Origin of the sequence: Microbacterium sp. KUDC0406, assembly GCF_021582875.1 — a bacterium.
Classification (GTDB): Bacteria; Actinomycetota; Actinomycetes; order Actinomycetales; family Microbacteriaceae; genus Microbacterium.
The window spans coordinates 3186742-3199311 of record NZ_CP091138.1; the positions used below are offsets into that span (position 1 = coordinate 3186742).

9 protein-coding genes are annotated in these 12570 nt (G+C 69.5%); 4 read left to right on the top strand and 5 right to left on the bottom strand.

Going from position 1 to position 12570, the window contains the following annotated elements:
* Positions 1 to 172: 172 nt before the first annotated feature.
* The 3 genes from L2X99_RS15715 to L2X99_RS15725 form a co-directional block, all read right to left on the bottom strand.
* Entirely contained in the window at positions 173 to 664 is a 492-nt protein-coding gene (locus tag L2X99_RS15715; protein ID WP_236135374.1) for a 2Fe-2S iron-sulfur cluster-binding protein, read from the bottom strand.
* 354 nt (positions 665 to 1018) lie between these two features.
* Complete coding sequence (locus L2X99_RS15720) at positions 1019 to 1585, bottom strand: TetR family transcriptional regulator C-terminal domain-containing protein (RefSeq protein ID WP_236125942.1); 567 nt, start codon at positions 1583 to 1585, stop codon at positions 1019 to 1021.
* A gap of 9 nt (positions 1586 to 1594) precedes the next feature.
* A complete protein-coding gene (locus L2X99_RS15725) occupies positions 1595 to 2170 on the bottom strand; it encodes a hypothetical protein (RefSeq protein WP_236125941.1) in 576 nt (191 codons plus the stop codon).
* A gap of 138 nt (positions 2171 to 2308) precedes the next feature.
* On the opposite strand from L2X99_RS15725, the gene L2X99_RS15730 reads away from it, so the two are divergent.
* From L2X99_RS15730 to L2X99_RS15740, 3 genes are all read left to right on the top strand, one after another.
* Positions 2309 to 4462: an ATP-dependent Clp protease ATP-binding subunit gene (locus L2X99_RS15730; RefSeq protein ID WP_236125940.1), complete on the top strand. Its 2154-nt coding sequence runs from the start codon at positions 2309 to 2311 to the stop codon at positions 4460 to 4462.
* 238 nt (positions 4463 to 4700) lie between these two features.
* Positions 4701 to 6068 (top strand): 8-oxoguanine deaminase, encoded by a 1368-nt coding sequence (locus L2X99_RS15735; protein WP_236125939.1) that lies wholly within the window; start codon positions 4701 to 4703, stop codon positions 6066 to 6068.
* Between the two features lie 56 nt (positions 6069 to 6124).
* Positions 6125 to 7591, top strand: a complete 1467-nt coding sequence (locus tag L2X99_RS15740) for a nucleobase:cation symporter-2 family protein (RefSeq protein ID WP_236125938.1) — start codon at positions 6125 to 6127, stop codon at positions 7589 to 7591.
* A gap of 104 nt (positions 7592 to 7695) precedes the next feature.
* On the opposite strand, the gene L2X99_RS15745 is transcribed toward L2X99_RS15740, so the two are convergent.
* Positions 7696 to 9078: a glucose-6-phosphate dehydrogenase gene (locus tag L2X99_RS15745; RefSeq protein WP_236125937.1), complete on the bottom strand. Its 1383-nt coding sequence runs from the start codon at positions 9076 to 9078 to the stop codon at positions 7696 to 7698.
* Between the two features lie 38 nt (positions 9079 to 9116).
* Here L2X99_RS15745 and L2X99_RS15750 point away from each other — a divergent pair, with 38 nt between their 5' ends.
* A complete protein-coding gene (locus L2X99_RS15750) occupies positions 9117 to 10904 on the top strand; it encodes a glycoside hydrolase family 15 protein (RefSeq protein WP_236135375.1) in 1788 nt (595 codons plus the stop codon).
* Between the two features lie 125 nt (positions 10905 to 11029).
* Here L2X99_RS15750 and L2X99_RS15755 read toward each other — a convergent pair whose 3' ends face one another.
* The gene (locus L2X99_RS15755) at positions 11030 to 12547 is read right to left on the bottom strand and encodes an APC family permease (protein ID WP_236125936.1); all 1518 of its coding nucleotides are present in this window, start codon (positions 12545 to 12547) and stop codon (positions 11030 to 11032) included.
* Positions 12548 to 12570 lie beyond the last annotated feature (23 nt).

The window sequence follows — 12570 nt, forward strand, 5'->3', positions numbered from 1 at the left end:
AGGGAAGAGGGGCGCAGGAAGCGGGCGCCGTCGATCAGGGCGTCGGTCGCGACGGGTGCGGGGGCGGGCGCCGCGAGGCGCTGCAGCAGCGGGTCGTCCGCCTCGGGGGAGCCCAGCGAGTAGGCGGCGTCCCGGATCGGGCGGTAGCCGGTGCAGCGGCACAGGTTGCCGCTCAGCGCGTGCAGGTCGAAGCCGTTCGGGCCGTGCTCGGCGTCGTGGACCGGGCAGTCGCCATCGCTGGGTCCCTGAGCCTGTCGAAGGGGGTGCGATCGGCGCGGTAGTACTCGCCGGCCATCGAGCAGGCGAAGCCGGGGGTGCAGTAGCCGCACTGCGAGCCGCCCGCCTCAGCGAGCTTCTCCTGCACCGGGTGCAGATCCTCGACGGTGCCGAGACCCTCGGCGGTGACGATCTCCTGGCCGTCCAGCGCGTAGACCGGCACGAGGCAGGCGTTCACCGGAGTCCAAGTGGTGCCGCCCGCGGCATCCGGAGTCGCGAGCAGCATCGCGCACGCGCCGCACTCGCCCTCGGCGCAGCCCTCCTTGCTTCCGGACAGGCCCGTGTCGCGCAGCCAGTCCAGCGCCGTCGCATGCGTCGCGACCCCGTCGAGAGGGCGGGGGCGCCCGTTGACGGTCACGGCGGGAACGGTGACAGCGATGTCAGTCATTCTGTGTCTCCTCAGGTCCTGCGCCGAAGCGCTCTGGCGGCACGTCCACACGTGCCATCTGGAGATCCCGAGGTCCCGCTCCGGCGGGCTGATCAGACGGCGCGCGCGGATGCGGTGAGTCTACGCCGCTTCGGCGCAGTGGGGGCGGCCTCGGAATCGTGGGGATTCCGGGCCTGCTCAGGCGCCGTGTGCGTACCAGTTGCCCCACGCGAAGGGGCGCTCGGAGGAGGGGGCTGCGGCATCGATGCGCGGCATGACTCTCCCTCTCTTCGTCGAGTTCCAGGATATGGAAGGTCAGTTCTGACCAATGGACATCGTAAGCGGAGGGATGCGCGCCGGTCAACCCTCCCGTGCTCAGTCGAGAAGGGCCGTCACGATCTCGTCGGTGCGGCGCAGCGCCATCGCGCGCGCACGTTCCGCCGGCATCCGTCCGGGTTCGTCGAGCACCGCAACGGCGAGACCGTCGCTCAGCGCGAGCAGCTCGGCTGCTGCGTCGTCGATCGCTGCCGCCGTCGCCTGCGGCGCGGCGGCGGCGAGCCGGCCGGCAAGACCGCGCTGGATGCCGGACCAGAGCTGCTCGTACCGGGCGCGCACCTCGTCGTCGGCGACGGCCTGCGCGGCGAAGGCCAGCCAGACTCTGCTGACCCTGCTCTCGCGGTCGGCCGGCACGAGCAGTGCCACGGTCTCGCGCAGGCGCTCGGCCGGATCATCCGCCACGACGGCGTGCCGGTGCGCGTCGTCGGCGACGCCGCCGATACGGTCCATCGCGGCCAGCAGCATGGCGCTCTTGGTGGGGAACCAGTGCTGCACGGTGCCGATCGCGACGCCTGCTCTGGCGGCGACCGCGCGGACGCTGAGGCCGCCCATGCCGTCGTCGGCGATCACGTCGACGACGTGATCGAGCAGGCTCTCGCGGGACATCCTCCGATGCTACCGACGGAGCTCGTGCGCGCTCTGCACGCGCCTGGCGATGGCACCGGCCCAGCGGACCGCGTCGTCGAGCGGCTCCGGCCCGTCGTCGCGGCCGCTGATCACGGCGATGCCGAGCAGCAGCACGCCGAATCCGAGAAGCCCGAACTGCGCCAGGTCGACGGCCGTGATGGCGACGAACCGTGCGAAGCCACCGTCGCCCAGATCGAGGTGCACGAACCGCATCGCGCCGCCCACCGCCGCCGCGACGACGCCTCCGATCGCGAGCGGGATGCGGGGGACCGTGCGTCCTCCTCCGATGAGCGCGGCGACCAGCAGCAGCAGGATGCCGGCGACGACCAGCGCGAATCGCACCAGGCTCGCGCCCTCGAGTCGCTCGAGTCCCTCCGTCATGTCGGACACCCCGATCCAGCTCACTCGCGATCCGATCAGCTCCGCGACCGAGCCGCACCCGGCGAGGGCGGCGCCAATCATGCCGAGCCAGGCCGGGCCCGCGGCTCGCCGCCGGTGCAAGAACAGCAGCACCAGTGCGGCGAACGGCGCCAGCATCCCGACCAGTTCGATCAGTTTCGACATCCACGCCTCCATACGAGTGTATGAGAGTAAGCATACAGGTGTATGACGAACTGTCAACGGTTGATATGCGGGACGGCGCGCGTTAAACTTGAGTCGTCTTAACTCAACTTTGATAAGGAGTCTCCTCAGGAGGAACGAATGACCAACCCCAGTCAGCAGCAAGAAGAGCAGCAGAGCGCGCTCGAGCAGTTCGGCATCAACCTCACCGATCGCGCCCGGCAGGGCAAGCTCGACCCCGTCATCGGACGTGACGGTGAGATCCGTCGCGTGAGCCAGGTGCTCACCCGTCGCACCAAGAACAACCCGGTGCTCATCGGAGAGCCCGGCGTCGGCAAGACCGCCGTCGTCGAGGGCCTCGCCCAGCGCATCGTCGCGGGCGACGTCGCCGAGTCACTCAAGGACAAGGAGCTGATCAGCCTCGACATCTCCGCCCTCGTCGCCGGCGCCATGTACCGCGGCCAGTTCGAGGAGCGCCTGAAGAGCGTGCTCAAGGAGATCACCGAGTCCGACGGCAAGGTCATCACCTTCATCGACGAGCTGCACGTGCTGATGGGCGCCGGCGGCGGCGAGGGGTCGGTCGCGGCCTCCAACATGCTCAAGCCCATGCTCGCCCGCGGCGAGCTGCGCATGATCGGCGCCACCACGCTCAACGAGTACCGCGAGTTCATCGAGAAGGATGCCGCTCTCGAGCGGCGCTTCCAGCAGGTGTACGTCGGCGAGCCGAGTGTCGAGGACACCATCGCGATCCTGCGCGGACTGAAGGGCCGCTACGAGGCGCACCACGGCGTGACGATCGCCGACAGCGCGCTCGTCGCCGCCGCGGCGCTCTCGAACCGCTACCTGCCCAGCCGCCAGCTGCCCGACAAGGCCATCGACCTCATCGACGAGGCCATGTCGCGGCTGAAGATGGAGATCGACTCCTCCCCGGTCGAGATCGACGAGCTCAAGCGCCAGGTCGATCGGATGAAGCTCGAGGAGCTCGCCCTGAAGAAGGAGAAGGACGACGCCTCCAAAGAGCGCCTGGCCACGCTGCGCGAGCAGCTCGGCGACCTCGAGAAGGAGCTCGCCGTGCTGCAGGAGCGCTGGTCGCGAGAGCGTCAGGGCCTGAACCGCGTGGGCGAGCTGAAGAAGCAGCTCGACGACGCGGTGACCCAGCGTGACCTCGCCATGCGCAACGCCGACTACACCAAGGCGTCCAAGCTCGAGTACGAGACCATCAAGCGCCTGGAACGCGACATCGCCGAGGCCGAGGCGGCCGAGCAGGCCGTGTCGAGCGAGGGCCGCATGGTCAACGAGCAGGTCACCGACGAGGACATCGCCGGCGTGATCGCCGCGTGGACCGGCATCCCGGTCGGCCGGCTGATGCAGGGCGAGAGCGAGAAGCTGCTGCACCTCGAGAACGAGCTGGGCCGACGGCTGATCGGGCAGAAGGACGCCGTTCGCGCGGTCTCCGACGCCGTGCGCCGCTCGCGCGCCGGCATCAGCGATCCGGGTCGCCCCACCGGATCGTTCCTGTTCCTCGGCCCCACCGGCGTCGGAAAGACCGAGCTGGCCAAGGCGCTCGCCGAGTTCCTCTTCGATGACGAGCACGCCATGGTGCGCATCGACATGTCGGAGTACGGCGAGAAGCACTCCGTCTCGCGACTGGTCGGCGCCCCTCCCGGGTACGTCGGCTACGAGCAGGGCGGCCAGCTCACCGAGGCCGTGCGGCGGCGCCCGTACAGCGTGGTGCTGCTCGACGAGGTCGAGAAGGCGCATCCCGAGGTTTTCGACGTGCTGCTGCAGGTGCTCGACGACGGCCGGCTCACAGACGGCCAGGGCCGCACGGTGGACTTCTCCAACGTCATCCTGATCCTCACGTCGAACATCGGATCCCCCATCCTCATCGACCCGACGCTGCCCGACGAGGTCAAGCGCGAGCAGGTGATGGCGCTGGTGCGGCAGTCGTTCCGCCCCGAGTTCCTGAACCGCCTCGACGACATCGTGATGTTCCAGGCTCTCAGTGAGGACGATCTCGCGCAGATCGTGTCGCTGTCCGTCGACCAGCTGCAGAAGCGGCTGCATGAGCGTCGCCTCTCGCTCGCCGTCACGCCGGATGCCCGGTCGTGGCTGGCCGAGCGAGGTTACGACCCGGTGTTCGGCGCCCGGCCGCTGCGTCGCCTCATCCAGACCGAGGTGCAGAACCGCCTCGCCACCGCACTGCTGTCGGGCAACGTGCACGACGGTGACACGGTGCGGGTGGATGTCGCGGCCGACGGATCGGGCCTGGTGCTCACCAGCGCCGCGGCCTGAAACTCTCGTCGTCGAGACCCCGCCTGGACAACGTGACTCAGGCGGGGTCTCGGCATGCCGTCTCGCATCATGGAAATTCTCATCCGGATTTCGGAAAAAGTCTTGACCTGACGCCGAGCATCGGCCATCATCGGAGATGCCTTCAGAGCCGAAGGACCTGGATCAGCAGACAGGCGAACTGAGCTGGCTCGACAAGGAGCCGCGCCTGGCTCCGCCGATCCGACGATGGAGCCACCGCATGTCCGCACCGCAGCACACCACCTGGCTGAAGAACCCGCTCGGGATCCACACCGGCGACACCGCAGACGCCCGCGGAGGCGTCGTCATCGCCGGTGACCGCGTGCTCGAGAGCGTCCCGTTCGGGGGCGAGCCGTCGCAGCCGGTCGACGAGACCTTCGACGCCTCCCGGCACGTGATCATCCCCGGTCTGATCAACACGCACCACCACTTCTACCAGACCCTCACCAGGGCCTGGCGGCCCGTCGTCAGCGCAGAGCTGTTCCCCTGGCTGAAGGGGCTGTACGCAGTCTGGGCCGGGCTGACCCCGCGTGATCTCGAGCTCGCGACCACCGCCGCGCTCGCCGAGCTGCTGCTCTCCGGATGCACGACCGCCGCCGACCACCACTACCTGTTCCCGAACGGGCTGGAGGAGGGAATCGACGTCCAGGTCGACGTCGTGCGCCGGCTCGGCATGCGGGCCACGCTGACCCGCGGCTCGATGTCTCTGGGTGAGAAGGACGGCGGGCTGCCGCCGCAGAGCACCGTGCAGGACGCCGACACGATCCTCGCCGACAGTGAGCGGCTCATCGAGGCCTACCACGAGCGCGGTGACGGTGCCCGCGTGCAGATCGGCCTGGCCCCCTGCTCGCCGTTCTCGGTCACCACGGGGGTGATGCGCGACACCGCCGCCCTCGCGGAGCAGCTGGACGTCCGGCTGCACACCCACCTCGCCGAGACGCTCGACGAGGAGGACTTCTGCCGGGAGATGTTCGGCCTGCGCACGGTCGACTACCTGGAGAGCGTCGGCTGGCTCTCGGACCGCACCTGGCTCGCGCACGGCATCCACTTCGACGATGCGGAGATCGCTCGCCTCGGTGCGGCCGGCACCGCGGTGTCGCACTGCGCCACCTCGAACATGCGCCTGGCATCCGGCATCGCCAGGGCCGTCGAGCTCGAGCAGGCCGGCGCCCCGGTGGGACTCGGGGTCGACGGGTCAGCCTCCAACGACGGATCGAACATGATCCAGGAGGTGCGCCAGGCGCTCTACCTGCAGCGGCTGCGCTACGGCGCGGCATCCGTCACACCGGAACGCGCGCTGGACTGGGCCACCGCGGGCTCGGCCCGCGCTCTCGGTCGTCCCGACCTCGGAGTGCTCGCCCCGGGCCGGCAGGCCGATCTGGCCATGTTCACGCTCGATGAGCTGCGGTTCTCGGGCAGCCACGATCCGGTCGCCGCGCTGCTGCTCTGCGGCGCGGAGCGAGCCGACCGTGTCATGATCGGCGGCACCTGGCGCGTGCTCGACGGGCAGATCGTCGGGCTGGATGTGCCGCAGCTGATCGCCCACCACAGCGAGGCGGCCCGGAGCCTTCTCGCCCGCCACTCTTGACCACCCCGAATCCACCACACAACGAAACCACCCACACACGACGAAGAGGTCGAAGAATGTCGAAGAGGACGAAGACGGTCGCCGCGCGACCGGAGGACGAGCGCCTGCCGATCGGGCCGACCATCGGCTACGGCATCCAGCACGTGCTGACGATGTACGGCGGCATCATCGCCCCGCCGCTGATCATCGGGCAGATAGCGGGCCTGTCGCAGGGCGAGATCGGCGTGCTCATCGCCGCGTGCCTGTTCATGGGCGGCCTCGCCACGATCCTGCAGACCGTGGGAATCCCGTTCTTCGGATCTCAGCTGCCCCTGGTGCAGGGCGTCTCGTTCGCCGGCGTGGCGACGATGGGCGCCATCGTCACGAGCGGCGGCGGACTGCCGGCGGTGTTCGGATCGGTGATCGCCGCGTCGGTGATCGGCCTGCTGATCGCTCCGGTGTTCGCCACCGTCATCCGGTTCTTCCCGCCGGTGGTGACCGGCACCGTGATCGCCACCATCGGTCTCACGCTGCTGCCCGTCGCGGCCGGCTGGATCATCGGCTCCGGAGAGGATGCCGCCGAGGGTGCCTCCGCGGACAATCTGCTGCTCGCGGGCATCACCCTCGTGATCGTTCTGGTGCTCAGCAAGGTCCCGGTGGGGGCCGTCTCACGGCTCGCGATCCTGCTCTCGATCGTGCTCGGCACGATCGTGGCGGTCATCCTGGGCAAGGCCGACTTCAGCACGGTCGGCGAGGGCCCGATCTTCGCATTCCCGCAGGTGTTCGGGTTCGGCCTGCCGACCTTCGAGCTCGCGGCGATCATCTCGATGTTCATCGTGATCCTGGTGACGCTGACCGAGACCACGGCGGACATCCTCGCCGTGGGCGAGATCGTGGGCACCAAGGTGGACTCGAAGCGCATCGCCGCCGGCCTGCGCGCCGACATGCTCTCCAGCGCGGTCTCGCCGATCTTCGGCACCTTCACGCAGTCCGCGTTCGCGCAGAATGTCGGCCTGGTCGCGATCACCGGCGTGAAGAGCCGCTTCGTGGTCACCGCGGGCGGTGGCGTGCTCGTCATCCTCGGCCTGCTGCCGGTGCTCGGCCGCGTCGTGGGCGCCATCCCGTCGCCGGTGCTCGGCGGTGCCGGCCTGGTGCTGTTCGGCTCGGTCGCGGCATCCGGCATCCGCACCCTCGCGAAGGTCGACTACCGGGGCAACATGAATCTCGTCATCGTCGCCACATCGATCGCGGTGGGCATGCTGCCGATCGCCGTCCCGACGATCTACGAACAGATGCCGGCCTGGTTCGTGACGATCTTCCACTCCGGCATCAGCTCGGCCGCGGTGACCGCGATCCTGCTCAACCTGCTGTTCAACCACCTCGGCGCACGCCCGGGGAAGGATGCCTCGGTGCTGGCCGCCGCACCCACGCGGACCATCCCGGTCGCGTATCTGGAGGCCTTCGAGGACGGCGACTCGATCGTCGACGGCCGGATCGTCGACCGCGACGGCAACGACGTCGCGCTGGACCGACCGGAGCACTGAGATCCCCGCGAGACTGCCGGTTCTGCATGAGACACACGTTCCAGGCGTGGGTCTCGTGCAGAACTCGGTGTCTACGCGGATGTCGAGGGCGAAGCGCGGAATGCTCAGGACCCGGCGGGCCTGGAGGTCGCCCAGTCCTCCGGTCCGTGCGAGCCGGCCGGGTAGTCCTCCAGCGGCACGTCGTCGCGGTTCCAGGCGTCGCGGACCGGCTGGATGATGCGCCAGCACTGCTCTGCGGCATCCGCCCGCACCGACAGTGCGACGTCGCCGTCGAGGATGTCGCTGATGACCTCGGTGTAGGCCAGCAGCGTGCCCTTGCCGAGCTTCGTGGACAGCACGTCACGGTGCAGCGCGAACGGATCGTCGCCGCCGTTCACGTTGAGCTCGAGGTCGATCCGGTCGGGGCCGAGCACGAAGCGCAGCACGCCGCCGTCGTCGGGCTTGCCCGTGAGTCCCTCGGGGATGTGCCGCACCGGACGGAACGTCACCACGATCTCCGCGTGCCGATCCGCCAGTGCCTTGCCGCTGCGCAGCGTGAACGGCACGCCCGCCCAGCGCGCGGTGCGCACCTCGCAGGTGATCTCCGCGAGCGTCTCGGTGCCGAGGTCGGGGTCGACGCCGTCCTCGTCCACGTAGGCCGGCACCTCGCGATCGCCGATCGAGCCGGCCGTGTACCTGCCGCGCCGCGACGAGCGCACCGGGTTGTCGTCCCAGATCACCGTCGCGCGCAGCGCCGCCGCCATCGCGTCACGCAGGTCGATCTCGTCCAGGTCGGCGGGCTGCTCCATCGCGAGGATCGCGAGCACCTGCAGCAGGTGGCTCTGGATCATGTCGACCATCGCGCCGGCTCTGTCGTAGTAGCGCGCCCTGTTCTCCAGGGCCAGCGATTCGTCGTACCGGATGAGCACCGACTGCACGTGGTCGGCAGACCACACCGGCTCGACGAGCCGGTTCGCGAACCGCACCCCGATCACGTTCAGCAGCGTCGATCGGCCCAGGAAGTGGTCCACGCGGAAGATGCGCTTCTCGGGCACCAGCTGCTGCAGCAGCGTGTTCAGCTCGCGGGCGCTCTTCTGGTCGCTGCCGAACGGCTTCTCCAGCGCGAGCACCGTGTTCTCGGGCAGCTTCACGTCGCGCAGCACCTCGCACGCGGCGACGGCCACGGCCGGCGGCAGCGCGAAGTAGATGACCAGTGGCCCTTCGATGCCCTCGATCAGCCCCGCGAGGGCATCCCGATCGGTGACATCCGCCTTGGTGTACGTCGTGCCGGCGATCCGCGCGACCTGGTCCGCGGCATCCGATGACGCGAACGCCGTGTGCACCGTCTCCTGCCAGCGCTTCGCGCTCCAGTCATCCGACCCGGCACCGTGCAGCGTGAGGGTGCGGCCCGGCTCGCGGCGCAGCAGCTGGCCGATCGCGGGCAGCAGCAGCCGCGAGGTGAGATCGCCGGAGGCGCCGAGGATGAGCAGCGTTGTGTCCCTGGACATGCCTTCACGATAGGCCGCGCGGGTGGAAGACTGCGAGCATGTCTGTGCCGATCGAGGATTACGCGCTGCTGAGCGACTGCCGGACGGCGGCGCTGGTCTCGCGCGAGGGCAGCATCGACTGGTTCTGCCCGTCGCGGCTGGACGGCGGGTCGGTCTTCGGAGCCCTGCTGGGCGACGCGGAGCAGGGGCACTGGTCTCTGCGGCCCGCCGATCCCGACGCCGTGGCGACGCGTGCCTACGACGACGACACGTTCACCCTCGTGACGAGGTGGGAGACGGCGGACGGCGTCGCCGAGGTGCGGGACTGGATGCCGGTCGTCGAGGACCCGACCGACCGCACCGACATCATCCGCGAGATCGTCGGCGTGCGGGGGTGGGTGGTGTTCCGGCAGGAGCTGCGGATGCGGTTCGACTACGCCAGGGCGATCCCCTGGGTGCGTCAGACCGGCACCGCCGCGGCGCCGGAGATGATCGCCGCGGCGGGTCCGGACGCGCTCGTGCTGCGCGGCGCACCGCTGCGATCCGACGGGCGCCGGCACACCGGAGAGGTGGATGTCGGCGAAGGGGAGCGCGCCGCGCTGACGCTGACCTGGTTCCGCTCCTACCGCCCGGCGCCCGAAGCGCTCGACCTGGCGGATGCTGCGGACGAGACCCGGAGGTGGTGGCACGAGTGGGCCGGCGGGATCGAGCATGCCGGTCCGCACTACGACGCCGTGCAGCGGTCGCTGCTGCTGCTGCGCGCCCTCACCAACCGCGACACCGGAGGCATCGCCGCTGCTGCGACCACATCCCTGCCCGAGCAGTTCGGCGGGGCGCGCAACTGGGACTACCGCTACGTGTGGCTGCGCGACGCCGCGCTGACCCTCGAGGCGCTCATCGACCACGGCTTCACCGACGAGGCCGCGCACTGGCGGGACTGGCTGCTGCGAGCGGTCGCCGGCGACCCCGCCGACGTGCAGATCATGTACGGCATGGCGGGCGAGCGCGATCTCGTCGAGCGCACCCTCGCGTCGCTGCCCGGCTACGCGGGTTCGGCCCCCGTGCGCATCGGCAACGGCGCCTCGCTGCAGTATCAGGCCGATGTGGTCGGTGAGGTGCTCGTCACCCTCGCCGCGGCGCGCAGAGCCGGCCTCGCCGCACCGCGGGAGTCATGGAGCCTGGAGACCGCGCTCCTCGAGCACACCCTGACGCAGCTCGATCGTGCGGACAACGGGCTCTGGGAGATCCGCGGGGAACCGCGCTACTTCACCCACTCCAGAGTGATGCTGTGGGCGGCGTTCGATCGCGGGGTGCGCGCGATCGAGGAGCACGGCATGCCAGGACCGGTGGATCGATGGCGGGATGCCCGTGACCGTCTGCGGACGGAGATCGATGAGCGCGGTGTCCGCAACGGATGCTTCGTGCAGCACGACGGCACGGACGAGGTGGATGCCTCGCTGCTGCTGCTTCCTCAGGTCGGCTACTGCCCGCCGGACGACGCCCGGATGCTCGCCACGGTCGCCCGCATCGAGCAGACCCTGATGCGCGACGGACTGCTGATGCGCTACCGCACCGGCACCGGGGTGGACGGACTCGCCGGTGGCGAGCATCCGTTCCTGGCGTGCTCGTTCTGGCTCGTGGAGCAGTACGCGGCGACCGGCCGCCTCGAGGAGGCGCACGCGCTCATGGACCGGCTGTGCGCGTTCCGCAACGACGTCGGTCTGCTCTCGGAGGAGTACGACGTGGCCGGGCGGCGCCAGGTCGGCAACACCCCGCAGGCGTTCTCGCACCTCGCGCTGGTGCGCGCGGCCGATGCGCTCGCCACGGCCGCGCAGCGGGAGCGCTGACGCTCCTCCGGCTCCGGTCTCAACGGATGCGGGTCTACGGCCGGCCCTGACCCGCAACGAGTGAGACCGGAGCTTCCGAAGGGTGAACCTCCTGCTGCTCCGGTCTCAGCGGTTGCGGGTGTTTCTCAGAAGCGCTGGTCGCCGATCGTGCGCGGGCCCGCTGCGGCATCCGCCTCGAGCTGCCTGCCCAGCAGCGAATGCCGGCGCGAGTACCCGAAGTAGATCACGAAGCCGATCAGCAGCCAGATCACGAATCGCAGCCACGTCTCGGTCGACAGGTTCAGCATCAGCCAGAAGCAGGCCAGCGCCGAGATCCACGGCAGCCACGGTGACAGCGGCACGGTGAACGGGCGCTGCAGATCGGGGCGCGTCCTGCGCAGGATCGGCACGCCGACGCTGACCAGCACGAACGCCGACAGAGTGCCGATGTTGATCATGTCGCCGAGCACCTGCACGTCGGTGAAGCCGGCGATCAGGGCGATGATCACGCCCACGACGATCTGGATGCGGATCGGCGTGCCGCGCTTGGCGTCGGTGACGCTCAGCGATCGCGGCAGCAGTCCGTCGCGGCTCATCGCGAACACGATGCGGGCCAGGCCCAGCAGCAGCACCATGACCACCGTCGTGAGGCCGACCAGACTGCCGATCGAGATGATCTTCGCCGCCCAGGTCGCTCCGACGATCTCGAAGGCGCTCGCGAGCGAAGGCTCATCGAGCGCCGCCAGCTCGGTGTACGACACCATTCCGGTGATCGTGATCGCGACCAGCACGTACAGCACGGTCACGATGCCGAGACCGAGCAGGATGCCACGGGGCACCGTGCGCTTGGGGTCCTTCGCCTCCTCGGCGCTGGTCGCGACGACGTCGAAGCCGATGAAGGCGAAGAACACCAGCGCGGCGCCGGAGAGGATGCCGAAGACGCCGTACACCTGCGGTGATGCGCCGGTGAGCAGCGAGAAGAACGACTGCGTCCAGGCGCTGTCCGCGGCGGGCCCGGGCTGTGCCGGCGGCACGAACGGAGTGAAGTTGGCGGGGTTGATGAAGAACAGCCCGACGACGATCACGAACAGCACGATCGCCACCTTGATCGTGGTGAACACGGCGTTCACGCGGCTGGACAGCCGGGTGCCGAGGGCGAGCAGCAGGGTGAAGATCGCGACGATCACCACCGGTCCCCACTCGAACTCGAGCGGACCGATCGGGATGGTCATCGGGATGTTCAGGTCGAACAGCGACACCGTGTCGCCGAGGTACACGCCCCAGTACTTCGCGATCACGGCCGCGGCCATGAGCATCTCGAGGATGAGGTCCCAGCCGATGATCCATGCCAGGAACTCGCCGAGGGTGGAGTAGGTGAAGGTGTAGGCGGAGCCGGCGACCGGGATCGACGACGCGAACTCGGCGTAGCAGAGGATGGCCAGACCGCAGACGACGGCGGCGATGATGAACGACACGATCACCGCGGGACCGGCGTGGTGCGCCGACGCCTCGGCGCCGACCGAGAAGATGCCCGCGCCGACGGCGACGGCGACGCCCATGACCGCGAGGTCCCAGGTGTTCAGCGCCCGTTTCAGCGAGCGCTTCTCGTCATGCGTCTCGGCGATGGACTGCTCGACGGTCTTGATCCTGCGCGTACTGCTCATCCCGGTAGCGTACGCGGGGGCGT